Raw genomic sequence first — 21,523 nt, forward strand, 5'->3', positions numbered from 1 at the left:
GAGCGATCCCGTTGACGGTGGAAGCCATCTGGCTCAGAATGCATGCCTCGCCGCTCAATGCCGGCGCATAGAGATCTGTTGACCAAATCTCGCTTTCCTTCGTGACCCAGGACGTTGTCGCTGACGAGGCAAGCCGGTTTGCCGTAGATGCGAACCAAGGCGTCAAGTTCTCGCGCCACTCTGGCCCCCGATATGCTGGTGTCGGCAATCAGGGCCAAGTTCTCGCGGCAGCAATCGTCGTTGACCGCCAGAATGCGGAACTTGCGGCATGCCCCGAACGTGTCGGACAGGAAGTCCAGGGACCAGCGCTGGTTCGGCCGCAGCGGCACCGGCATTGGTGTCCGACTGCCGCGTGCCCGTTTGCGGCCACGACGGCGGCGCACTGACAGACCCTCTTCCCGGTAGATGCGGTAGAGCTTCTTTTCGTTCATGATCATGCCTTTGCGCTCCAGCATGATGCCCACACGCCGATACCCGAAGCGACGACGCTTCTCGGCGATCTTGTGCATCTCCTCACGGATTTCCGGGTTATCGGGCGGCCGCTCACGCCGCACAGTCTTCGGATCGACACCGATCAGGACGCAGGCCCGGCGTTGAGAGATCGGATGACCCTTCATCGCCCGCAGAACCGCGTCCCGCCGCGCCATCGGTGTCGTCAGGGTTTTCCCAACAGATCTTTCAGAACCACGTTGTCCAACATCGCATCCGCCAGCAGGCGTTTCAGCTTCGCGTTCTCGTCCTCGAGCTGCTTCAGCCGCTTTGCGTCCGACAGGTCCATCCCGCCATACTTGGCCTTCAGCTTGTAGAAGGTCGCGGGGCTCAACCCGTGCTTCCGGCAAAGCTCGGAGGTCGGCAAACCCGCCTCATGTTCCTTGATCATCCCGATGATCTGCGCCTCGGTAAAACGGCTTTTCCTCATCTCGTCTGCTCCTTCTCAGGTTGGGCAGACTCTACATCACAGCGAGGGAACTTCCGGGGGGCAGGTCACTCCAACTAAGAGAAGCCAGTTGATGCTAGTCGACGGCGTGAGAGTAGCGCCCAGCGCTCCAGACCAGACAAGCGGTATCGAGATAAGGCCCGCAGCTGCTGACGCCGCTAGAAATCCAACAAACATCCTCGGCGGGCGTCGCTTCTGGATTTCGTGAGCAGCGACGACTAGGCACGTTCCACCTTGATTGGCGGAATACCCAAACCAGAAGGCAAGCACGCAAAGCAGAAATTCGAGGGCTATCGAAGCCAATTGTAGACCTGCTCAATCATCTTGTCAGCCTCAACGGGCAACGTTTCGGCGCCGGGACCGCCCTGTCTGGCCCACGGGTCCTGAATGGACTTGTTTTCCGTAGCCGAGCAGTTGGCAGAGGCTGCTAGAGCCGGATTTGTCGAACCCATTAGCTGAAAGCAGCCGTTCGGATAGAGTGCCGAGGATGTCGAGATCTCCGCGCGACAACGCAGAGACACACTCATCGATGACGCGCTCTCGCGCTTTGAGTAAAGCTCCAGTCAGACGTTCCCCCGAACCGGTGAGGTGGATAAGTCGCGCGCGTTGGTCTGCATTATTCCGGCGTCGTTCCACCAAATCGTCCTGTACCAGTCTGTCGATCAGCCTCACTGTTCCAGCATGCGACAGCCTAATCCGGGTCGCTAGAACACTGATTGGAAGCCCAGGCTCCAAACTCAGAAATATCATCATCGCGGTCGCGGAGCCGCTGGGTGAAAGCGAGGCCGAGACGCTGGCGATGCTTTCGGCGACCGCCAGCGCCAGAGCACCAAAATGATATTTGGCGACCTCAGGCTCCATTCCGAAATAATATATGCGTCGCGCATAGACATCAAGATGTGAGAAATGTATGACCGACGCATACATCTCTCACGGATTCGGATATGGTCATGCTCAACAAAGGGCTCGGCTCGGATTCCACATCTGGGATCGATACGCATGCAACCTTTTCATGCGCGAGGCGGCTTGAGCGGGCGCGCTTCCGACGGCTCCGGCTTCTGGGCTCGATCTCCTGCAAGCGGGCCACAGCCATGGGAAAAGTGTCATGCCCGATCTGACGCTGGACCTTCGATACTTGAAGTACGCCGTTCAGGTCGCTGAGGCGGGTAGTTTTCGACGCGCGGCCGAGCGCCTTGCGATATCGCAATCCACCGTGAGCCGTCGGGTTCAGATACTTGAGCGCCAGCTTGGGTGCTCGCTATTCCACCGCACGCGATCAGGCGCTGATTTGACGCCCGAGGGGGAACGCTTCCTTCAGCAGGCGGTAGTGGGTGCGAGATTCCTTCGCGAAGCCGCGACGGAAATCCGCACTACACGGAAGCAGACGACCGGTGTCGTCAGGTTCGGAATGCTCGAAGCATTTCCCGCGTGCCCTATCATCGACCTTCTAGCGAGCTTCCGGCTCCGATACCCGACGATTGAGGTCAAACTCGAGGAAGGAACGTCAGAAGCAAACACACTGGGTGTCAGACGGGGGTTGCTAGACGCGGCAATCAGCCTGGGCGCGGCTAGAGACCCTGCGCTCCAAATCCGACGCCTATGTGAACCGGATCTGTTCGTCGCGCTGTCCCCAGGTCACAAATTGGCATCGCGGCCTAATCTCGTCTGGGATGACCTCTGCGGAGAAATCTTTCTGTCCCGCTCCGATGGGGCCGGACGAGAACTCGCTGCGATGCTGCGACGGATGGTCGGGGCGGTCGAGAGTGCCGTCCAACTTTCAATTCAACAGGTCAGTCGAGAGACCCTGCTGACGATGGTCGAACAGGGGTTTGGGGTTACCATCACGAGTGCGGTTCGCCGTCCAGACCTTGCTCTGGTGCCACTTCGATCCAGCCGGGCGCCGACCGCAGCAATGATCTCGTCTAGCGACAACGATAATCCAGCGCTGCCCCTTCTACTGAAGTGTTTCGACGCTCTACCCGGTATGAAAGTAGGCGCCGCCTAATCAGCCTTCCGCTGCGTGGACGCTCGCCGCGCCTTCGCGAAGCCGCGATCTGTAGCGATGAACCGCTGTAGCATCGGGACGATCAACCGAGCGGGTTCCACCGCCGGCTGGCCTTGCTCGCGGCCCAGGAGGTCCGCGTAATCGGCCAAGTCCTGATGCAGAGGGGCTGGCAGCTCGACCTGAACCTTTACGGGTTTATCGTCCGCGAGGGGACCTAGCTTGAGCTTAGACATATTCATTCCCCATAGGGTTCGAGCACGAGATCACGCGTTACGATGACGCGGACTGGGTAGCCTGGGCGAATTGTGAGAGTGGGCGCCACGTTGAGCTGACGGCGGACGATCTGCTGTCCGGCGTCATTGATCGTGTCCTGGCCGCCATTGCGGATCGCCTGGATAAGCCGGTCATCATTATCGACGGCAAGTTCGGCGCCAACGCTGAGGAGCGTCGAAAGTCCTGCCGCCTTGGCGAGATCCCACCAATGGTAATCCACCCCATCCTGCAGGCCGGCATATCCCTCGGCGTCGGCACCAGGCTGGCGCTCGAGAACGATCGAGCGACCATTCGGAAAGATCAGCCGGTTCCAGACAAGCAGCACACGGCTTTGCCCGAACTGCACATTGTTGTCGTACTGGCCGATGACGCGCGTGCCCTGTGGCACGAGCAGGATGCGTCCTGTGGGACTGTCGTAGATGTTTTCGGTCACCTGGGCGGTGATCTGGCCCGGGAGGTCCGATCGGATGCCGGTTATGAGTGCCGCCGAGATGACTGCGCCGGCCTGAAGGATGTTCGGCGACGCCGGAGCAACGACGCGATCGGGAGACACCGTTCGTCGATCGGTGGCCGCGTTGAGAAAGGCGTTCTGACGATCCTGTGCGGAGGGAGTTGCTGGCGGCGGCGCGAGGCCAAGGCTCGCCAAATCCGGTGCGGGCGGGAGTGCCGGGGCCGCCCCCGCCGCAGCGGGCGCACCCCGGCTTTCCGATCCGGAGAATAGGCGACTCGTCCGCGCGGTCTCGATCTCCTGTAGGCGCCGCTGCTCTTCCGGGCTGATGCCGGGATTGGGCGTGGCGATGCCAGGGGTCGGCACTGGCTGGCCGCGATCCTGTGTGCTGAGGATAGGCCGGCCGAGGTCTCCGGGAAGCGGCGGACCAAGCCGCGGCACGCCAGCATAGTCTCGCGGTAGCCCGGCCAGGCCATCGGCTGTGGAGCGGTTCTCGGTGGAATACAGCTCCTCATTCGGCCGGGCGCCGTCCCGCGTTTGAAGCGCGTAAATCAATGCGCCGCCAAGCCCGACGCTGGCGATCAGGCCGAGCCCTGCCAACACCTTACGCGACAGCCGCGTCACACGCGGCGGCTCGGCCCGCAGCCGCATTGGCGCGGGACCGGCGGGTTCGCCGGTCAAGGGCTGCGGATCGTCGTCCGGGGCATCCCCACTCCGGGGCGGGCTCTCGCTCACGAGGTCGGCCTCCCATCGGTGCGGGTGATGCGAACGCGCCGTTGCCGGTCGCCGGAGCCGAACCTCAGTTCGGCCGCGGCGAAGAGCCGATCGACGATCATGTGATGGCCGCGGACGCGATAGTTGACCAATTCGGAGGTGTTGCCTTCGGCGCCCACGACGAAGAGCGGGGGCATCTCGCCCTGGCCGATGCCGCGCGGGAACTCAATGAAGACCTGTCGGCCGTCGTCAAAGGCGCGGAGCGGCCTCCACGGCGCGCGGTCCCCCTCGATTGCGTAGCGGAAGTTGACGTTGGCGAGATCGACGCCGCTCGCCACGGGTTGGGCGGCTTGCGCCTCGGCATTCTGCCGACGCAATGCGATAAGCTGATCCTGTGGATACTGCCACGAGACCGATGCCATATAGGTCCGCTCGGTCGAGCGAAGCTCCATGTGATAAGTGCGCATGTTGGTGTTGATGACGAGGTTGGTCATCAGGTCGGCCCGTGTCGGCTTCACCAGGATGTGGACTTGGCGCGTCGCACCCGATCCGCTCTCGGTGTCGCCGATGATCCACCGTACCGTGTCGCCTGCGGCGACGGGTCCTGCGCCGACGAGCTGCTCGCCGGGCTGGAGCGCGATGTCAGTGATCTGTCCGACCGCCGTATAGACTTGGTAGAGCGCACCCTGCGTCCAGGGATAGACCTGCATCGAATTGATAAATCCATCACGCACCGGCTGGACGCGGGCCGCCTCGTTGGCCTGGTTGACGCGCGCCGTCGGGTTGGCCGGCTCGGGCGCGCGTCGCGTCTCCGGCACGCGCTGCAACTGGCCGGGTAGCGGGAGCGGCCGCGGCAGCTCGACCACAGTGACGGGCGCTGGTGGATCGACGGTCTGCACCGCGGGAGCCGCGTTGTCGTAGGATATTTCAGGCGGGGGGTTGGTCGTAGCGCAGCCGGCGAGTGCGGTTGTCGCCAGCAGGACCATCGGGATTGCGGCCCTGCGGAGAGCCGGGAATACGAATGTGTGTAAAGCCGGGCTTCCGGCTTTACGGAAAGACGGCTTCATTGCCCAAGCTCCCGTGACCAGTTGATGGCGTTGACGTAGATGCCGAGCGGGTTCGCCCTCAGCCGATCGGCGTTTCGGGGGACCTGCACGACGATCGTCAGGATCGCAGTCCAGCGGGTTGTCTCGGCGAGCTGGCCGTTCTCGTAGCGGCGCTCCACCCACGCGACGCGGAAGCTGTCCGGCGAAGCGCGGATGACGCTGGAGACGTCGACGGCGACCTGCTGGCGGCCGACCCGTGTGAACGGGTCGTTGGACCTGGCGTAGTCGTTCAACGCCATGGCACCGCGATCGGTCGTGAAGTCATACGCGCGCAGCCAGTTTTGCCGCACGATGATCGCGTCGGCCGGGATCGAGCGAACCTGCTCGATGAAGCGCGCCAAGTGGAAGGCGATCTGCGGATCGGTCGGACGGTAGTCCGCCTCGGCGGGAGCGACCGCTTGTGCCTGACCGAGTCGATCGACCTGGACCACCCAAGGAACTATCGTTCCCCGTGCCGACTGCACGACGAGCGCGGTGGCGAAGCCGGCCGACAGGATCAGCGAGCCGAATGCCATCAAGCGCCAGTTCTTGGCCTGCACGCGCGGGGCGCCGATGCGTTCATCCCAGACCTGGCCGGCACGCTGGTAGGGCGTCTCGGGTTCGGGGGCTTTGCCGTAGTGGGTAGAGGGTCGTTTGAACATCAGCGATCGCCTTCGGACAGGTTGACGGAGGAGCCGCCGCCGTGGGCGTCGCCGGAGCGGACAGCGTGGGCCGTGGCTTGCACGGCATGGGTCATGTGTTGGGAGCGGCGCATCCGCTGCGCCCAGGCGGGTGGCCCGCCGGCACCGGCGGAACCCGAGGACGCGGCACCGTCACCGGCAGCGTCACCGCCGATCGAGCCCATGGTGGAGGAGCCGCCCGTCGCCTCGAAGGCGGCCTTGCCGCCCGCGTTGAAGCTGGACTTCATGCTTTCGGCGGCGCGCGATGCGGCCCGACGCAATGGAGAGACAGCGGCACTTCCGCCAGCGCGGGCAACGCCACCGAGACCGGAAGCGACACCAGCCGCGCCCGACTGACCGGCAGAGCCAAGGCTGTAAGCGGTCGAAGCGCCGCCGGCGACCGCAGCGCCGCCACGAGCCGCAGCGGCGGCGCCGCCAGCCAGGGCTGCACCTCCGGATGCGGCGGCACCGACAGCGCCAGCACCGAGTGCGACCATTCCGCCTGCGGCTAGGCCGGTACCAACCGCAGCGCCAGCGCTGAGTTGCGGGCCGCCGGAAACGATGCCGCTGGCGATGCCGGGGCCGAAAATTCCCAAACCGAGCAGCGACAAAGCTGCAAGGACGATCGCCATAGCCTCGTCGATCGACGGGTTCTGCCCCCCGAACCCGGACGTGAACTCGGAAAATAACGTCGAGCCGATGCCGATGATGACGGCGAGCACCAGGACCTTGATGCCGGAGGAAATGACGTTGCCGAGGACGCGCTCGGCCATGAAGGCAGACTTCCCGAAAAGACCGAACGGGATGAGCACAAAGCCGGCCAACGTGGTCAGTTTGAATTCGATGAGCGTGACGAACAGCTGGATCGCGAGAATGAAGAAGGCGAGCAGCACCAGCACCCATGCGAGGAACATGCAGGCGATCTGGATGAAGTTCTCAAAGAAGGACCAGTAGCCCATCAGGCTGGAGATCGAGTCGAGCAGCGGCCGGCCAGCATCCAAGCCGGTTTGGGCGACCTTGCCCGGGCGCATCAGGTCGGCGGTCGAGAAGCTCGTGCCGCTTGCCTTCAGACCTAGACCGGCGAAGCTCTCGAAGATGATCCGGGCGAGGTTGTTCCAGTTGCCAATGATGTAGGCGAAGACACCGACGAACAGCGTCTTCTTCACCAGCCGCGCTACGATGTCGTCGTCGGCGCCCCACGACCAGAACAGCGCCGCAAGCGTCACGTCGATGACGATGAGGGTGGTTGCGATGAAGGCGACTTCGCCGCTGAGGAGGCCGAACCCGCTGTCGATATAGCGGGTGAAAACCTCGAGGAAGTGGTCGATGACGCCGGTGCTGCCCATGATGCTATCGCGCCTCGTCGAGCTCAGGCGTGGCGGGCGTCGCGGCTGGTGCGTTGCTTCGTTCCGACTGAGGCGTGAGGCCATCGCGCTGCGCGGGCGGCATGTCCGGCAACCGCTCGGCGGGCCGCGCGCCAGGCGCGAGGAAGCGGTGACGGTTTTCCGCCCAGGCGCGTAGGCAAGCTGAATCGCGCGGGCCGGCTTCGCCGAGCGCCTGGCAACGGATCAACTCGTCACGCAGCGGATCGCTCTGCGATTGAGTGGCGCGGCCGGACGGCCATAGCTCGGGCGGCTCCTCCTTCCGGGTCATCTCGATCGCCGTGGCGGTGACCGCGACCGCGACGAATACAACCGCCCCGACCCGCGCGAGCATCTTGCCGTCCATGACCACGTCCTCAGTTGCCGCTCGGGAACATGCGGGCGTTGCCGGGCTGATAGCCGCTGCCTGGCGTCAGAAATCGGCGACGCTGTTCGCGACCCTGTTCAGCCGCGGCGGCGCGCTCGGCCTCGGAAAGGCTCTGGGCACGCCCGTTGGCGGCGACGACGGCGGTGAGGTCGGCGAGCTGCTGGGCTTGAAGGGCGAGAAGCTGATTGCCGGCCTGTGTCGCCTGCAAGGCGCCCGTCGCGCCCTGGCTCTGGCCGACCAGTGCCGACATCTCGCCGCGATTGGTGTCGATGTTGCCGACGACGCCCGCCTGCACGCGCATGGCGTCCTGCAAACCGCCGACGGTGTTCTGCCAGCGCTCGCGCGCTCCGGCGACGAGCGCCTGATCGGAGGCCGACATCGAGGCGTTGCCGTAGGTCGACGTGAACGCCTGGTCGATGCGCTGGACATCGTAGGCGATGCCCTGCGCTTGTTGCAGGAGCTGCTGGGTTCGCTGGACGGACTGCTGAAGCTGCTGCAGCGAGGAGTAAGGCAGGCTCGCCAGATTGCGCGCCTGGTTGATCAGCATGGTGGCTTCATTCTGAAGCTGGGTGATCTGCTGATTGACCTGCTGAAGCGTGCGAGCGGCCGTCAGGACGTTTTGGGCGTAGTTGGTCGGATCGTAGACGACCCACTGCGCGGCTGCCGGCGGGGCGAAGATCGGCGACAGCGCGAGCGGCGCGGCGAGTAGCGCGGCGCTCATGCGCAGCGCGCGCGAGCGGGAATGAACGGAACGGGTCATGGGCGTGCCTCCGGATTATGTTGGGGGGTGACGTTGGTGAGGTCGGCTACGAGGTCGGCGGCCCAGGCGAGCCGGTTTTCGGCCAGCCACTCGGTGAGAAACCCGTCCGTGCCGCTACGGGCGTGAACCGCGGCGATCAGTGCCTGATGCTGTTTCGACGAGGCCGCGCAAAGCGCGAGCGCCACATCCGACAGGCCCAGCTCGAAGAGCCTGTTTCCCCTGCGGCTCTGGCAGTAGTAGTCGCGCTTGGGCATCGCCCGCGCGAGGATCTCGATCTGGCGATCGTTTAGGCCGAAGCGGCGATAGATGGCGGTGATCTGCGGCTCGATCGCGCGTTCGTTCGGGAGCAGGATGCGGGTCTGGCAGCTCTCGATGATGGCGGGCGCAATCGCCGATCCGTCGATATCGGAGAGGGATTGGGTGGCGAAGATAACGCTGGCGTTCTTCTTCCGGAGCGTCTTCAGCCACTCGCGGAGCTGACCGGCGAAACCGTCGTCGTCCAACGCGAGCCAGCCCTCATCGACGATGAGCAGCGTCGGCCGCCCGTCGAGGCGGTCCTCGATACGGTGGAAGAGATAGGCCAGCACGGCGGCGGCAGCACCGGTGCCGATCAATCCCTCGGTCTCGAAGACCTGAACATCGGCTTCGCCGAGATGCTCGGCCTCAGCGTCGAGCAGCCGACCATAGGGCCCGCCGACACAATAGGGTCGGAGCGCCTGCTTCAGGTCGTTGGACTGGAGCAGGACGGAGAGGCCCGTCAACGTGCGCTCCGCGACGGGCGCCGATGCCAGCGAGGTCAGGGCCGACCAGAGATGCTCCTTGACCTCGGGCGTGACCGTTACGCTCTCGCGGGAGAGGATCGCGATCAGCCAGTCGGAGGCCCAGGCCCGCTCCGCGACGTCGTCGATGCGGGCCAGCGGTTGCAGCGACACCCTGTCGTCGGCGCCGTCCGTTAGGCCACCGCCCAGGTCATGCCAGTCACCACGCATGGCGAGCGCCGCGGCGCGGATCGATCCGCCGAAGTCGAAAGCGAAGACTTGGGATTGCGGATAGCGCCGGAACTGGAGCGCCATGAGTGCGAGCAACACCGACTTGCCGGCGCCGGTCGGCCCGACGATCAGCGTATGACCGACATCGCCGACGTGGATGGAAAGCCGGAACGGGGTCGAGCCCTCCGTTCTGCCGTAAAGCAGTGGGGGTGCATCGAAGTGCTCGTCCCGTTCCGGTCCCGCCCACACCGCCGACAGCGGGATCATGTGGGCGAGATTCAATGTGCTGATGGGTGGCTGCCGGACGTTGGCGTAGACGTGGCCGGGCAGCGAACCTAGCCAGGCGTCCACGGCATTGATGGTCTCGGCCATCGCGGTGAAGTCGCGGCTCTGAATGATTTTCTCGACCAGCCGGAGCTTCTCGGCGGCGATGCGCGGATCGTCGTCCCAGACCGTGATCGTGGCCGTCACATAGGCCTGGCCGGCATAATCGGCGCCCAGCTCCTGCAGCGCCATGTCGGCGTCGGCCGCCTTGTTCGCCGCATCGGTGTCGACGAGCGCCGAGGCCTCGTTCGTCATGATTTCCTTGAGGATGGCCGCGATCGACTTGCGCTTGGCGAACCATTGCCGCCGGATCTTGGTCAGCAGCTTGGTGGCGTCGGTCTTGTCGAGCAGTACCGCGCGCGTCGACCAGCGGTAGGGAAAGGCCAGCCGGTTCAGCTCGTCGAGAATGCCGGGCGTGGTCGCGGTCGGGAAGCCGACGACGGTGAGGATGCGCAGATGCGCGTTGCCAAGCCGGGGCTCGAGGCCGCCTGTGAGCGGCTGATCGGCCAGCAGCGCGTCGAGATACATCGGCGTCTCGGGAACACGGACTCGATGCCGTTTCGTCGAGATGGTCGAATGCAGGTAGGTCAGCGTCTCGGCATCATCGAGCCACGCGCATTCCGGCATGAAAGCGTCGATGAGGTTGAGGATGCGGTCGGTGCGGTCGGCGAAGCCGCGCACGATCTCATGTGCGTCAACGCCGGTATGTTCGCGGCCCTCGTAGAGCCAGGTTTCGGCGCGCGCCGCATCCTCGGCCGGGGGCAGATAGAGAAAGGTGAGGAAGTAGCTGGACTCGTAATGCGCGCCGGCTTCCTCGAAATCGGCCTTGCGTTCGGCATCGACCAGCGCCGAGGCGCTGTTGGCGAACATGCTGGCGGGATAGGTCGCAGCGCCGTGCCGCTGTGCCTCGACGAAGATGGCCCAGCCGGAGCCGAGGCGGCGAAAGGCATTGTTGAGGCGGCCGGCGACCGCGACCAGCTCGGCCGGTACGGCGCTGTCGAGGTCAGGTCCGCGAAAGCGTGCAGTGCGTTGCAGGCTGCCGTCCTTGTTCAGTACGACGCCTTCGCCGACCAGCGCGACCCAGGGAAGGAAGTCGGCGAGCCGGGTGTTACGATTACGATATTCGGCAAGGTTCATCATCGGTGTCGCTCCTCAGACCGACAGGTGGCCGGGGATGCGCAGATGCTTGCGCACGACGTCGACGAACTGCGGATCGCGCTTGGCTGCCCAGACGGCCGCGAAGTGCCCCACCGCCCAAAGGGCGAGACCCACTAGCCAGAGGCGGAGGCCGAGACCGAGCGCGGCCGCCAGTGTGCCGTTGAGGATGGCGAGCGAACGTGGGGCGCCGCCGAGCAGGATGTGCTCGGTCAGCGCCCGGTGGACGGGCACGGAAAAGCCCGGAACCTCGCCGCCATGATCCGCGCCGTCGGCCATCAGACGAGCGCCCCGCCGCCGAACGAGAAGAACGACAGGAAGAAGCTGGATGCGGCGAAGGCGATCGACAGGCCGAACACGATCTGGATCAGCTTGCGGGCGCCACCCGACGTGTCACCGAAGGCCAGCGTCAGCCCGGTGATGATGATGATCATGACCGCGATGATCTTGGCGACCGGTCCCTCGATCGATTCCAGGATCGACTGGAGCGGGGCTTCCCACGGCATCGATGAGCCCGACGCATGCGCGGCCGGTGCCAGTGCGAGCGTGAGGAAGGTGACGGACGCCGCCGTGGCGATGTGGCGGCGAAAGCGCAAAGCATGCTTGATCATGACGGGTCTCCTGTGAGGGGTTGGCTTGCGGGCGTGACGCGGTAGTCGCCGTTGGGGCCGAGGCCCTCGATGCGGGCGAGTTCGGCAAGCCGGCGCGAGGCGCCGCGGCCGGAGAGCACGGCGACCAGATCGATCGTCTCGGCGATCAGCGCGCGGGGGACCGTGACGACGGCTTCCTGGATAAGCTGTTCCATTCGGCGCAGCGCGCCGATGGCGGTGCCGGCGTGGATCGTCCCCACGCCTCCCGGGTGGCCGGTGCCCCAAGCCTTGAGAAGATCGAGCGCCTCGGAGCCGCGGACCTCGCCGATGGGAATGCGGTCGGGTCGCAGGCGGAGCGAGGAGCGAACAAGATCGGAGAGCGAGGCGACGCCGTCCTTCGTCCGCATGGCGACGAGGTTGGGCGCGGCGCATTGCAGCTCGCGCGTGTCCTCGATCAGGACGACGCGATCCGAGGTCTTCGAGACCTCTGCCAGCAGCGCGTTGGTGAGGGTCGTCTTGCCGGTCGAGGTTCCGCCGGCGACGAGGATGTTGCGCCGATCGGCAACGGCCTGGCGCAGCGTTTCGGCCTGATCCGCCGCCATGATTCCGGACGCCACATAGTCGCCGAGCGTGAACACAGCGACGGCGGGCTTGCGGATCGCGAAAGCCGGCGCGGACACCACGGGAGGCAACAGCCCCTCGAACCGCTCCCCCGTCTCGGGCAGTTCGGCCGAGACCCGCGGGGCGCCTGGATGAACTTCGGCGCCGACGTGATGGGCGACAAGGCGAATGATCCGCTCGCCATCGGCGGGCGACAGTCGTTCACCGGTGTCGGAAAGACCCTCTGAAAGCCGGTCGACCCAGAGCCGCCCATCGGGATTGAGCATCACCTCGACGATCGCGGGATCTTCCAGAAACGTGGCGATCGCTGACCCGAGGGCTGTGCGCAGCATGCGCGCGCCGCGAAGGATCGCCTCCGATTTCTGGTGAGGTGCCGCCACGTCGTCCCCGTTCTCTTGCGGGTCCGCGATGCGCGGCCCTGGATCGGGGATGAGTAGAAGAGGCAGAAATCATGGCCTGACAACAACCATGATGTGGCAGTCGTACTGTGGCGTACAAAGACAGGAAAACGGCGGAACGCCCGAATACTTGTGATGCGCGGATCAGTGATTATTCCGCGTCACGCGCGGGCGGGATGTCTTCCGCAATCTCCTGTCTGAGCTTCGGTCCCTGCGCGAGTCGTCGGCCGAGCGCGGTCACGAAGGCTTCGTAGCGCTCGGCCGCCTTGGCGCGTGCCGCGACCTGGGCCGGCTCCGGCAACGGCGGATTGGACGTCAGCCAGAAACGGATGAATACAGCTAGCGTCTCGACCGATATGCCGAGGTCGCGCTCCATTCGCGCCAGGCGACGGTCGAGTTGATCGAGCCGCTTCGTCGTGGCTGCCTCCTGCCGCTCAGCGGCGTCCGGCGAGAGAAACGAAGCAATGCCAGCCTCGGCAACCAGCGATAGGGACAGGTCTCGCCGCGCCGCATGGGCCGCGAGCGCCTTCATGACATCCGGGTCGAGATACACGGAGAGGCGTTGCTTTTTCGGAGGCTTGCTCACCGACACATCCTAAAGTTCGATACCGTCGCCCGGATCGAGCGAGGCTTGGCGGGCGACTTGGCGCATCGTCTGCGTCATGCGGCTCAGGCGTGCGGCATCCTCGTCGACATCGTCACGGGGATCGATCTCGAATTCATTTTCGAGCACCGGCTTTCGCTCGACGGCCTGGGTCCGGCTCAGTTCGGGTTGATGCCGGCGTTCGGAATCCGTCGGATCGTCATCGGACCCGTCCTGCACTGCGATGACCGTGCTCAGCTTGGGAGCCGCCGGTATGGCGAGCGTGCTCCAGTCGTCGGTCATTGCGCTCGCCGGCTTGGTGAGTGTGGGCGGCGTGAGGATGCGTTCCTGAAATCTGCGATCCTCGTAGTAGCGGGCCTTCTTCGCCCGGATCGGCGGAATGCCGGCGACCATGACGATCTCGTCGGAGGGCGGGAGCTGCATGATCTCGCCGGGCGTCAGCAACTGTCGGGCGGTCTCCGAGCGCGATACCATCAAGTGGCCGAGCCAGGGCGATAGCCGGTGGCCAGCATAGTTTTTCATCGCCTTCATCTCGGTCGCGGTGCCGAGGGCATCCGAAACGCGTTTGGCCGTGCGCTCGTCATTGGTCGCGAAGCTCACGCGGACATGGCAATTGTCCAAAATTGAGTTGTTAGGGCCGTAGGCCTTCTCGATCTGATTCAGCGATTGCGCGATGAGGAAGGCCTTGAGGCCGTAACCGGCCATGAAAGCGAGCGCGCTCTCGAAGAAGTCGAGGCGGCCGAGCGCGGGAAACTCATCGAGCATGAGCAGCAGGCGGTGCCGGTTGCCCTTAGCCTGCAAGTCCTCCGTCAACCGGCGTCCAACCTGATTCAAGATTAGGCGGATCAGTGGCTTGGTCCGATTGATGTCGGATGGCGGGACCACGAGGTAGAGCGTCGTCGGACGCTTGCCGCCGACCACGTCAGCGATGCGCCAGTCGCAGCGGCGGGTTACTTCCGCGACCACCGGATCGCGATACAGACCGAGAAAGGACATCGCGGTCGACAGCACGCCCGACCGCTCGTTGTCCGACTTGTTGAGCAGTTCACGAGCCGCGCTGGCGATCACCGGATGAGGCCCGGCCTCGCCGAGATGGGCGGTCTTCATCATCGCCGCGAGCGTCGATTCGATCGGCCGCTTCGGATCGGACAGGAAGGCCGCGACACCCGCCAATGTCTTGTCGGCCTCGGCATAGAGGACGTGCAGGATCGCGCCGACCAGAAGCGCGTGCGACGTCTTCTCCCAGTGGTTCCGCTTCTCGAGCGAGCCTTCCGGGTCAACCAAAATGTCGGCGATGTTCTGCACGTCACGGACTTCCCATTCGCCGCGGCGCACCTCGAGCAGCGGATTGTAGGCCGCCGACTTCGCGTTTGTGGGATCGAACAGCAGCACGCGGCCGTGCCGGGCGCGGTAGCCGGCGGTCAGGGTCCAGTTCTCGCCCTTGATGTCGTGAACGATCGCCGAGCCCGGCCAGGTCAGGAGCGACGGCACGACCAGGCCCACGCCCTTGCCGGAACGTGTCGGCGCGAAGCACAGCACATGCTCCGGGCCGTCGTGGCGAAGATACTCGCGCTCATGCCTGCCGAGCACGACGCCGTCTGGACCGAGGAGGCCGGCGGCCTTCACCTCTTCAGGCCGCGCCCAGCGGGCTGAGCCGTAGGTCTCCACATTCTTCGCTTCGCGTGCCCGCCACACGGACATGCCGATGGCGACGGCGATGGAGATGAACCCGCCGGACGCTGCGATATAGGCGCCCTCGACGAAGATCGGCGGGGCATAGGCGTCATAGAAATACCACCACCAGAAGAAGGCCGGCGGATAGTAGATCGGCCATCCGACGAGCTCGAACCAGGGCTGGCCGAGCTGAGGCTGGAAGCCAAGACGATAGGCCGTCCATTGCGTCGCGCCCCAGGTCGTCATCAGCACGATCAGGAAGACGGTGAGGATCTGGCCCCAGAGGATCTTCGTCGCCGACATGGCGGGCACTCCTTTCTTAGTTGGGTTACATGCCGAGGCCGCGATTGCGGCCGAAGCTCCAGTCGACGCCGCCGGGGCCGCGCGAGACGCCCGAGACGTGCTGACCGTGCTGCCGTTCGAGGGAGGGCGACCAGGGCACGAGCTGGAACCCGAGGCCGTCGTCGATCATGGCGAAGCGGCCCGAGGCGAGCGCGAAGCGCTGGCGGTAGGTGCCCGCCACATACTCGCCCGATCCGGCCTTGGTGAACGGACGCCCGGTTTCGGCCGCGAGCTTTTCGCCGAGCGCTTCGACCTCGCGCTGGCGCAAGGTTTCGATGAGGCCCGGCGAGAAGCTGACGCCGCGCGTCTGCCGCTCGGCGAGGCCCTGGCCAACGAGATGCTCGGCACGTCGGTCCATCGCTTGGCGCACCTCCGCGCCGAAGCCGCCACCGCCAAGGGCTACCGGCTCGCGGGCGATCGCCTGCCGGTCGAGCCAGGTGGCGCCGGTCGCATGGACCTGCCGCTCAATATCGAGATCCGAGCGAACGGCGAGCGCGACACGCCGGCGGCCCTGCGCGTCGTCGAACTTGCGCAGCTCGACGATCGAACCCGGTGCGCTGTCGCCGGCGGCGTCGAGATCGGCGAGCTTGATGTGGTGGGTGCGCCCGTCGGTGCCGTCGACTACGGCATAGGCCGTGCCCTTCAGCTCGTCATCGAGGCCGCGGTCGACCAGCCGGCCGATGACCGGATCGTCGATGCTCTCGCCGGCGAGCACATAGCTCGCGGCGCCGCGTTCGATGCCGCGTTCAGTCAGGCCGCGGTGGATGCGCTTGATGATGTCGCCACGCTCGCCGAGCGCGCGCAGCGTCTTCTCGGCATTCTCCGATACGACCCATTGGCCGGGACCGACCTGATCGGCGAGGCCGAGTGTCTCCAGCTTGCGCAGCCGACCGACCTTCAGCGCGTGGAATTCGTCTGGCTGCCGATCGGGATGTGGGGCGAGGTCGGCGACGCCGGTGCGATAGCTATCGCGGGCAATCTGGCGATCGAGATCGGTCCAGCGTTCCGCCTCGACCTGACGCCCCAGGTTGCGGCGGATCTCGTGATCGGTGCGCGGTCCCAGCTCCTGGGTGACGAGGTCCTGCGCGCGGGCGCGCATGCCTTCCTTGATGTAGTCGCGGGAGATGACGAGGTCCTGGCCGTCGTCAGTCCGTCCCCGCAGGATGATATGGACATGCGGGTTGTCGGTGTTCCAGTGATCGACGCCGACCCAGTCGAGCTTCGTGCCCAGGTCCTTCTCCATCTGCCCCATCAGTTCGCGGGCATAGGTCTTGAGGTCGCTCATCTCGGTCGCGTCCTCTGGTGAGACGATGAACCGGAAGTGATGCCGATCGTCCTGGGTGCGCTCGGCGAAGGCCTTCGGATCGGAGTCCTCGGTCTCGGCACCAAACAGGTGGGCCTTCTCCCCATCCCGGGTGACGCCCTCGCGGCGGAGATAGCTGAGGTGGGTGGAGAGCGGCGCAGCCCGCGCGCTATGACGGACGACGCGTGTCTTGATGACCGTGTTTCGCGATCGGCTCGTGAGCAGCCGATTGGCCTGCACGGTCGCGCGCTGTCCGCGTCCAAACCGCGAGCGATTGCCCTTGCTGATCTGGCCGGAGCGCGAGACGCGTCCACCGGCTCGCTGCGCGGCTGCCAGCGCCTGCGCGATAAAGGGCCGCGCAGCTTGAGCCCGGGTCGAGCGGATGCGGCCAGGGCGAATGCGGAAATCGTCCTCTCCGCTCATGGCCAAGGCCCCGCACATCGCGCAAAGCCAAGGAAATTCCTCAATAAAACGCGAGAGCGCAGGCTGCGCCGATCAGGCGCACCTCGCGCAAATGCGCCATAAGTCCCTGAAAAAACACGACCGCACCAAGCCGCACCTCGCGCGCTTTTATCTCGCCATCGTGCGGTTGTGCTGACTGCTCCTCCTCTCCGGACCGCCATTTGCCCGCCAGACCACGCCACAATGCGAACGGGTGCGAACGCGGTCATTGCGGGCCACCGGCGACATTGCGCGCGACGAAAAGGCCATCGGTGCGCGAAGCCGCCGGGCCTTGATCGCGCTCCGGTGCAGACGCCGTGCTGTTACCGGGCGCGCCTTCGGACTGCGTTGGCGCGGCAGGTCCGCTGCCGGCCGACTGCACGACGAAGAGCGGCGCCCGCGTCCAGGCGAGCGGATCGGCAGCCGCCACCACGACTGGGCCGGCGAGTTCTCCGCCGCCGACAATTGGGGCGAGCGTCGTGACATAGGCGCGCGTCTCGGCCGGCAATGGGCGACCGGCGAGATACTCTTCGTAACGGCCCGGTCCGGCGTTGTAGGCCGCCAGGAAACCGGGCGATCCGTAGCGATCGTGCATGTCGCGCAGATACGCGGCGCCCGCCAGGATGTTGTCGCGAGGATCGTAGGGGTTGCTGCCGAGTCGATGGCGAACGCGCAGTTCGGCCCATGTGGCGGGCATGATCTGCATCAGGCCCATCGCCCCGGCCGACGAGATGGCGCGCACGTCGCCGGCGCTTTCGACGCGCATGACGGCGCGAATCCACGCTTCCGGGACGCCGAACCGCTGCGCCGCCTCGGTGATAAAAGCACCATAGGGATCACTGCGCGACGGCCGCTCGGCGGACGCCTGCTGTGCTCCGGCCGGGCTCGCCCCCGGCGCGGCGAGGATCAGGCCGGAAAGGAGAAGGAGGGCTGCACGTCGGAGGGTGATCCTCCCTCCGACGGCAGGCTGACGGCGCGCGGCGGGCATCGTTAGTCCCGCTCGCCGCGCTTCGGCGGGCGATTCCAGTGCAGGCCCCAGGCGGACTTGTCGTCGGCCGACTGGAACAGATTGGCGCGGATCGGATGTTCGAAGGTCGGATCGTCGAGCTGCAGCGAGACGTATTCGCCGGCCTTCTCGCCGGTGCGCTTCCAGCCCGCGCCGATCTCCGCGCCGGTCTCGTTGCTTATGGTGTCAAGCACATGGACGCGGTAGTCCGGCGCGTTCTCGGCATCGGACGGTTCGGCCGCGACGATGATGATGTCCTGATGCAAGGACAGCGTCGTCAGGTGGCCGATGAAGCCATCATTTTCGCGCATGAATTGACCGATCACGGGCATGGGTCGTCTCCTTCAGATTGCGGTGGGCAGGGTCATGGGCGGGCCGTCACCGCGTCGGCGCGCGCCAGACGAAGCGGCCATCGCCGTCCTCGTCGGTGTAGAGGGGGGTGGCCCGGCCGATCACGGCGGTGGCCGGAAGCGGGCCGAAATAGCGGCCGTCGAGGCTGTCGCGGACCTGCCAGTTCATCAGGAACAGTTCGCCGTTCGCGACCAACCGGCAGCCCTGCCAGATCGGGAGCGGGCGACCGCGACGATCGCGATCAAGGGCTTCACCCATCGGTACACCGTCGACCGTGATGGCGAGCCCGGACCGGCAGACCCGCTGTCCCGGTAGCGCGGCGACGCGCTTCAACAGCGGCACGCCGCGCGGCAGGTAGCCGCCGTCGGACAGGAAAGTGGCGAGTGGCTCGGGGGCATCCACCGCGACCAGATCGGTCACGGCGACCGGGCCGGGTTCTTCTATCGTGTAGAAGCCGACGGGCGTGCTGGCGGACGCGTTCCAGATCAGCTTCGGCGCGAACGATGCCACGGAGGCGATGCCGAGAAGCGACACGGCCACTGTCGTGACGATGGCATAGGAGAGCCGGGTCATGCGCCGATCTCCCGGCGCAGGAGAAATGCGCGATGCTGCCGAAGGCCATAAGCGCGTGGCGTTTCGCCGACGGTCATCCGGTTGTGGACGTGGCGCCAATGGTCCGGCGAAACGTCGATCGGGTCGATGCCGCGCGCCTCGATGGCGTCGATGAGCTGGAGCACGCGCTCGACCTTCGGCCAGCCATCGACATGCAGCAGAACCTCTGCGCCGGGCGCGACCGTCGGAACGGTCTGGCACGCTGCGTTGCGCTCGACCGTGCGCAGGATGTCGAGCCGCGAGAGGACAGTGCCGTGCTCGTTGGCCGCCCAGCGCACGAGCGCGAAGACGCTGCCGGGAGGGAAGAAGAGGATGCGACGGCGGCGGTCGAGGATCTGCTCGCGCCGCTCGCGGCCGAAGCGGACCCAGTACTCCGTGTGCTTCTCGATCCAGACGAGTTCGACCTGGGTGAACGCTTCGGGCGGCAGCTCGTCGGCAGCACGGCCGACGCGTTTTGGCACGGCGACAAGGCCGGTCATTGTCCTTCTCCTGACGGGGGTGGAAACTCGCGCTCGAACAGCGCACGCAGCATGTCGGCGACGGTCTGGCCGCGCTGAAAGGCGGCGATCTTGATGCGGCCGCGCATGTCGGCGGTGACGTCGATCGTCAGCCGGGCCGAGAAGTCCTCGGCGGGCTGACTGCGGGAGGCATGGCGTTCGGGCGCCTTGATCCAGTCTTCGGGATCGGCCGGACGCGCCGCAAAACTGCGCTTCGGGGACCGTTCGCTCATGCGCCGATCCTCGCGACTTCCGCTGCGAGCGCGGCGATCTCGCGCGCGCCAGGGCAATTCTCGTCCTGCTCGGCGGCGAGCCGGCCGGTCTGAACGACATCGGCGAAGACGATGCGCTGGCCGATCGTCGTCGAGAGCAAGGGCGGGTCGTGATCCGCCAGCGTCTCGGCGGTCTCGCGGGCCAGAACCGTGCGGGCCGCGCAGCGGTTCAGCACGAAGCGTGCGGCGAGCTGCGGGCGATAGATGCGCGCCTCGCCGAGCAGCGCGAGCATTTCGGCGGAGGCCCAGCCATCGAGCGGCGATGGCTGCACCGGGATCAGCACGAGATCGGCGGCGAGCAGCGCCGAGCGCATCAGCCCGGCGACACGGGGCGGGCCGTCGATCACGACATGGTCGGCGTTGCGGGCCAGTTCCGGCGCTTCTCGGTGGAGCGTGTCGCGGGCCAGGCCGACGACACCGAACAACCGCTCCAGCCCCTCCCGGCTGCGTTGCTGGGACCAGTCGAGCGCAGACCCTTGCGGATCGGCGTCGATCAGCGTGACGCGCTGTCCACGGCGAGCCCATTCGCCAGCAAGGTGCAGGGCGAGCGTGGTCTTGCCGACGCCGCCCTTCTGGTTGAGCAGCGCGACGATCATGACGATCTCCCGGCGATCGGGGACTCGTCCACAGCGGCCGAAAAACGCGGTCGCGTTAGAAAGATTCCGTAGGAATCTAAGTTAGATAAGTTAGAGGGCTCGCAAGCTACTGATTCACCGCGAGGAATCGATGATTCCGGTCCCCGATAGCACGAGAGTCCGGTCCCCGATGGCACGATAGTGCCGGTCCCTGATAGCACGAGACGATTCACAGCTTATCCCCAGGGCGAGAGTTGCTCCGGCGACGACGGCGCGGGATGCCGAGGGCATCCGGGTCGGTCGGCACGAAGGAGAGGATTTCCGGTCCGCCGAGGCCCTGCTCGATGGTCAGGCGGTAGCCCGGCAGAGGCTGCCGGCGGACGATGTCCCGCAGGTCGTAGGCGAAATGCTTGAGCGGCGAGAGCGAGCCGGACTTGGCGTGGAGATGCGGAAAATCGAAGCTCCAGCCGAATTCCTGCTTGCCGCCGTGCTTGCGCACGAGGCGATAGAGCCAGCGCTCCAGGCCGCCCGTCAGGCCGAAATAATTGCGGTCGATCGTCAGTACGAGCGCGTCGTCGAGCACGGCGGCGTAGAACCAGTCCGGCACGATCAGCTCGAGGCCGAGCGGGCGGCCTTTGCCGTCGGCGCGCTCTTTCCACTCGTTGATCCAGGAGAAGCGGTGCAGCCGCCGCTCCGTCGGCTGGCGGATCGACGTCGCGATGGTGGTCGACTGAAGTCGGTCGAGCGCGGCCTTCAGCCGCTCATAGTCCCGCAGGCTGACGCCGCGGCCGATGAACTGAAGAATCTCGTAGGGCGTGGTCGCCATCAGACGCGATGGGCGCAATCCGTGGTCTCGTGCCTCGACGATCTGGGAGGCCGCCCAGATCAGCACGTCGGCATCCCAGATGGTGGCCATGCCGTGCTCGGGGACGGCTTCGACACGGATGACGATGGAGCCGGTTTTGAAGTCGATAGGCGCCACCCGCTTGGACTTGCCGAGCGCGAAGAACGGGTACGCCATCAGGTCCTGCGCATCGCGCAGCGCGAGATCGCCGGGCAGCGCCCGGAAGAGATCGAGCTGCTCGCGTTCGCTGCTGTGATGGCGCGCCGACATGCCC

Annotated in this window: 24 protein-coding genes and 1 pseudogene; 2 read left to right on the forward strand and 23 right to left on the reverse strand. The window is 65.8% G+C overall.

Annotation, left to right across the window (positions count from 1 at the left end):
- Positions 1 to 113: 113 nt before the first annotated feature.
- A pseudogene (locus tag S2M10_RS16245) lies at positions 114 to 919 on the reverse strand (IS3 family transposase); the annotation flags it as partial.
- 351 nt (positions 920 to 1,270) lie between these two features.
- Positions 1,271 to 1,798, reverse strand: a complete 528-nt coding sequence (locus tag S2M10_RS16255) for a MarR family transcriptional regulator (protein WP_099504018.1) — start codon at positions 1,796 to 1,798, stop codon at positions 1,271 to 1,273.
- Between the two features lie 244 nt (positions 1,799 to 2,042).
- On the opposite strand from S2M10_RS16255, the gene S2M10_RS16260 reads away from it, so the two are divergent.
- Positions 2,043 to 2,942, forward strand: a complete 900-nt coding sequence (locus S2M10_RS16260; RefSeq protein WP_099503716.1) for a LysR family transcriptional regulator — start codon at positions 2,043 to 2,045, stop codon at positions 2,940 to 2,942.
- On the opposite strand, the gene S2M10_RS16265 is transcribed toward S2M10_RS16260, so the two are convergent.
- The 14 genes from S2M10_RS16265 to S2M10_RS16330 form a co-directional block, all read right to left on the reverse strand.
- Positions 2,939 to 3,175 (reverse strand): DUF2274 domain-containing protein, encoded by a 237-nt coding sequence (locus tag S2M10_RS16265; RefSeq protein ID WP_099503714.1) that lies wholly within the window; start codon positions 3,173 to 3,175, stop codon positions 2,939 to 2,941. The two genes, S2M10_RS16260 and S2M10_RS16265, sit on opposite strands and share 4 nt — an antisense overlap.
- A 2-nt stretch (positions 3,176 to 3,177) precedes the next feature.
- Complete coding sequence (locus S2M10_RS16270; RefSeq protein WP_211091095.1) at positions 3,178 to 4,314, reverse strand: TrbI/VirB10 family protein; 1,137 nt, start codon at positions 4,312 to 4,314, stop codon at positions 3,178 to 3,180.
- An 80-nt stretch (positions 4,315 to 4,394) separates the two neighbouring features.
- Positions 4,395 to 5,444 (reverse strand): P-type conjugative transfer protein TrbG, encoded by a 1,050-nt coding sequence (gene trbG, locus S2M10_RS16275; protein ID WP_099503710.1) that lies wholly within the window; start codon positions 5,442 to 5,444, stop codon positions 4,395 to 4,397.
- Positions 5,441 to 6,124 (reverse strand): conjugal transfer protein TrbF, encoded by a 684-nt coding sequence (trbF, locus tag S2M10_RS16280; RefSeq protein ID WP_099503708.1) that lies wholly within the window; start codon positions 6,122 to 6,124, stop codon positions 5,441 to 5,443. The genes trbG and trbF overlap by 4 nt, the downstream gene beginning before the upstream one ends.
- On the reverse strand, positions 6,124 to 7,488 hold the full coding sequence (gene trbL / locus S2M10_RS16285) for a P-type conjugative transfer protein TrbL (protein WP_099503706.1): 1,365 nt from the start codon (positions 7,486 to 7,488) through the stop codon (positions 6,124 to 6,126). The genes trbF and trbL overlap by 1 nt, the downstream gene beginning before the upstream one ends.
- Before the next feature lie 4 nt (positions 7,489 to 7,492).
- On the reverse strand, positions 7,493 to 7,870 hold the full coding sequence (gene trbK-alt, locus S2M10_RS16290) for a putative entry exclusion protein TrbK-alt (protein WP_099503704.1): 378 nt from the start codon (positions 7,868 to 7,870) through the stop codon (positions 7,493 to 7,495).
- A 10-nt stretch (positions 7,871 to 7,880) separates the two neighbouring features.
- The gene (gene trbJ / locus S2M10_RS16295) at positions 7,881 to 8,651 is read right to left on the reverse strand and encodes a P-type conjugative transfer protein TrbJ (protein ID WP_099503702.1); all 771 of its coding nucleotides are present in this window, start codon (positions 8,649 to 8,651) and stop codon (positions 7,881 to 7,883) included.
- Complete coding sequence (gene trbE / locus S2M10_RS16300) at positions 8,648 to 11,104, reverse strand: conjugal transfer protein TrbE (RefSeq protein ID WP_099503701.1); 2,457 nt, start codon at positions 11,102 to 11,104, stop codon at positions 8,648 to 8,650. Before trbE ends, trbJ begins: the two co-directional genes overlap by 4 nt.
- Before the next feature lie 12 nt (positions 11,105 to 11,116).
- Positions 11,117 to 11,398, reverse strand: a complete 282-nt coding sequence (locus tag S2M10_RS16305; protein ID WP_099503699.1) for a VirB3 family type IV secretion system protein — start codon at positions 11,396 to 11,398, stop codon at positions 11,117 to 11,119.
- On the reverse strand, positions 11,398 to 11,730 hold the full coding sequence (locus S2M10_RS16310) for a TrbC/VirB2 family protein (protein ID WP_099503697.1): 333 nt from the start codon (positions 11,728 to 11,730) through the stop codon (positions 11,398 to 11,400). The genes S2M10_RS16305 and S2M10_RS16310 overlap by 1 nt, the downstream gene beginning before the upstream one ends.
- Complete coding sequence (trbB, locus tag S2M10_RS16315; protein ID WP_099503692.1) at positions 11,727 to 12,710, reverse strand: P-type conjugative transfer ATPase TrbB; 984 nt, start codon at positions 12,708 to 12,710, stop codon at positions 11,727 to 11,729. The genes S2M10_RS16310 and trbB overlap by 4 nt, the downstream gene beginning before the upstream one ends.
- A 169-nt stretch (positions 12,711 to 12,879) precedes the next feature.
- Positions 12,880 to 13,314, reverse strand: coding sequence for a CopG family transcriptional regulator (locus S2M10_RS16320; protein ID WP_099504016.1), 435 nt, complete (start codon positions 13,312 to 13,314; stop codon positions 12,880 to 12,882).
- A gap of 9 nt (positions 13,315 to 13,323) precedes the next feature.
- Positions 13,324 to 15,309: a conjugal transfer protein TraG gene (locus S2M10_RS16325; RefSeq protein WP_099503690.1), complete on the reverse strand. Its 1,986-nt coding sequence runs from the start codon at positions 15,307 to 15,309 to the stop codon at positions 13,324 to 13,326.
- A 25-nt stretch (positions 15,310 to 15,334) separates the two neighbouring features.
- Positions 15,335 to 17,074 carry a VirD2 family relaxase/mobilization nuclease gene (locus S2M10_RS16330; RefSeq protein WP_099504014.1) on the reverse strand — a complete coding sequence of 580 codons (1,740 nt, stop codon included), beginning with the start codon at positions 17,072 to 17,074 and terminating at the stop codon, positions 15,335 to 15,337.
- Between S2M10_RS16330 and S2M10_RS16335 the strand changes: the two genes are divergently transcribed.
- Positions 17,073 to 17,249 carry a hypothetical protein gene (locus S2M10_RS16335; RefSeq protein ID WP_168193640.1) on the forward strand — a complete coding sequence of 59 codons (177 nt, stop codon included), beginning with the start codon at positions 17,073 to 17,075 and terminating at the stop codon, positions 17,247 to 17,249. The genes S2M10_RS16330 and S2M10_RS16335 overlap by 2 nt on opposite strands.
- 69 nt (positions 17,250 to 17,318) lie before the next feature.
- Here the strand turns inward: S2M10_RS16335 and S2M10_RS16340 are convergent, their stop codons facing one another.
- The 7 genes from S2M10_RS16340 to S2M10_RS16370 form a co-directional block, all read right to left on the reverse strand.
- Positions 17,319 to 18,080 carry a lytic transglycosylase domain-containing protein gene (locus S2M10_RS16340; RefSeq protein WP_099503688.1) on the reverse strand — a complete coding sequence of 254 codons (762 nt, stop codon included), beginning with the start codon at positions 18,078 to 18,080 and terminating at the stop codon, positions 17,319 to 17,321.
- A gap of 2 nt (positions 18,081 to 18,082) precedes the next feature.
- A complete protein-coding gene (locus S2M10_RS16345) occupies positions 18,083 to 18,430 on the reverse strand; it encodes a DUF736 domain-containing protein (RefSeq protein ID WP_099503686.1) in 348 nt (115 codons plus the stop codon).
- Positions 18,431 to 18,476: 46 nt separating this feature from the next.
- A complete protein-coding gene (locus S2M10_RS16350; protein WP_099503684.1) occupies positions 18,477 to 19,022 on the reverse strand; it encodes a S26 family signal peptidase in 546 nt (181 codons plus the stop codon).
- Positions 19,019 to 19,540 (reverse strand): DUF2840 domain-containing protein, encoded by a 522-nt coding sequence (locus S2M10_RS16355; protein WP_099503682.1) that lies wholly within the window; start codon positions 19,538 to 19,540, stop codon positions 19,019 to 19,021. Before S2M10_RS16355 ends, S2M10_RS16350 begins: the two co-directional genes overlap by 4 nt.
- Positions 19,537 to 19,791: a hypothetical protein gene (locus S2M10_RS16360; RefSeq protein ID WP_099503680.1), complete on the reverse strand. Its 255-nt coding sequence runs from the start codon at positions 19,789 to 19,791 to the stop codon at positions 19,537 to 19,539. The genes S2M10_RS16355 and S2M10_RS16360 overlap by 4 nt, the downstream gene beginning before the upstream one ends.
- Complete coding sequence (parA, locus tag S2M10_RS16365) at positions 19,788 to 20,426, reverse strand: ParA family partition ATPase (RefSeq protein ID WP_099503679.1); 639 nt, start codon at positions 20,424 to 20,426, stop codon at positions 19,788 to 19,790. Before parA ends, S2M10_RS16360 begins: the two co-directional genes overlap by 4 nt.
- Before the next feature lie 208 nt (positions 20,427 to 20,634).
- Positions 20,635 to 21,519, reverse strand: coding sequence for a replication initiator protein A (locus S2M10_RS16370; RefSeq protein WP_099503677.1), 885 nt, complete (start codon positions 21,517 to 21,519; stop codon positions 20,635 to 20,637).
- Positions 21,520 to 21,523: the final 4 nt, after the last annotated feature.

Source organism: Sphingomonas sp. S2M10, assembly GCF_012650175.1.
Classification (GTDB): domain Bacteria; phylum Pseudomonadota; class Alphaproteobacteria; order Sphingomonadales; family Sphingomonadaceae; genus Sphingomonas.

Excerpts from the sequence above, each read along its gene's own strand:
- S2M10_RS16255 (WP_099504018.1), bottom strand. The coding sequence starts at position 1,798 with ATGGAGCCTGAGGTCGCCAAATATCATTTTGGTGCTCTGGCGCTGGCG.
- S2M10_RS16260 (WP_099503716.1), top strand. The coding sequence starts at position 2,043 with ATGCCCGATCTGACGCTGGACCTTCGATACTTGAAGTACGCCGTTCAG.
- S2M10_RS16265 (WP_099503714.1), bottom strand. The coding sequence starts at position 3,175 with ATGTCTAAGCTCAAGCTAGGTCCCCTCGCGGACGATAAACCCGTAAAG.
- S2M10_RS16270 (WP_211091095.1), bottom strand. The coding sequence starts at position 4,314 with ATGCGGCTGCGGGCCGAGCCGCCGCGTGTGACGCGGCTGTCGCGTAAG.
- trbG (WP_099503710.1), bottom strand. The coding sequence starts at position 5,444 with ATGAAGCCGTCTTTCCGTAAAGCCGGAAGCCCGGCTTTACACACATTC.
- trbF (WP_099503708.1), bottom strand. The coding sequence starts at position 6,124 with ATGTTCAAACGACCCTCTACCCACTACGGCAAAGCCCCCGAACCCGAG.
- trbL (WP_099503706.1), bottom strand. The coding sequence starts at position 7,488 with ATGGGCAGCACCGGCGTCATCGACCACTTCCTCGAGGTTTTCACCCGC.
- trbK-alt (WP_099503704.1), bottom strand. The coding sequence starts at position 7,870 with ATGGACGGCAAGATGCTCGCGCGGGTCGGGGCGGTTGTATTCGTCGCG.
- trbJ (WP_099503702.1), bottom strand. The coding sequence starts at position 8,651 with ATGACCCGTTCCGTTCATTCCCGCTCGCGCGCGCTGCGCATGAGCGCC.
- trbE (WP_099503701.1), bottom strand. The coding sequence starts at position 11,104 with ATGATGAACCTTGCCGAATATCGTAATCGTAACACCCGGCTCGCCGAC.
- S2M10_RS16305 (WP_099503699.1), bottom strand. The coding sequence starts at position 11,398 with ATGGCCGACGGCGCGGATCATGGCGGCGAGGTTCCGGGCTTTTCCGTG.
- S2M10_RS16310 (WP_099503697.1), bottom strand. The coding sequence starts at position 11,730 with ATGATCAAGCATGCTTTGCGCTTTCGCCGCCACATCGCCACGGCGGCG.
- S2M10_RS16325 (WP_099503690.1), bottom strand. The coding sequence starts at position 15,309 with ATGTCGGCGACGAAGATCCTCTGGGGCCAGATCCTCACCGTCTTCCTG.
- S2M10_RS16335 (WP_168193640.1), top strand. The coding sequence starts at position 17,073 with ATGGCCAAGGCCCCGCACATCGCGCAAAGCCAAGGAAATTCCTCAATA.
- S2M10_RS16330 (WP_099504014.1), bottom strand. The coding sequence starts at position 17,074 with ATGAGCGGAGAGGACGATTTCCGCATTCGCCCTGGCCGCATCCGCTCG.
- S2M10_RS16340 (WP_099503688.1), bottom strand. The coding sequence starts at position 18,080 with ATGCCCGCCGCGCGCCGTCAGCCTGCCGTCGGAGGGAGGATCACCCTC.
- S2M10_RS16345 (WP_099503686.1), bottom strand. The coding sequence starts at position 18,430 with ATGCCCGTGATCGGTCAATTCATGCGCGAAAATGATGGCTTCATCGGC.
- S2M10_RS16350 (WP_099503684.1), bottom strand. The coding sequence starts at position 19,022 with ATGACCCGGCTCTCCTATGCCATCGTCACGACAGTGGCCGTGTCGCTT.
- S2M10_RS16355 (WP_099503682.1), bottom strand. The coding sequence starts at position 19,540 with ATGACCGGCCTTGTCGCCGTGCCAAAACGCGTCGGCCGTGCTGCCGAC.
- S2M10_RS16360 (WP_099503680.1), bottom strand. The coding sequence starts at position 19,791 with ATGAGCGAACGGTCCCCGAAGCGCAGTTTTGCGGCGCGTCCGGCCGAT.
- parA (WP_099503679.1), bottom strand. The coding sequence starts at position 20,426 with ATGATCGTCGCGCTGCTCAACCAGAAGGGCGGCGTCGGCAAGACCACG.
- S2M10_RS16370 (WP_099503677.1), bottom strand. The coding sequence starts at position 21,519 with ATGTCGGCGCGCCATCACAGCAGCGAACGCGAGCAGCTCGATCTCTTC.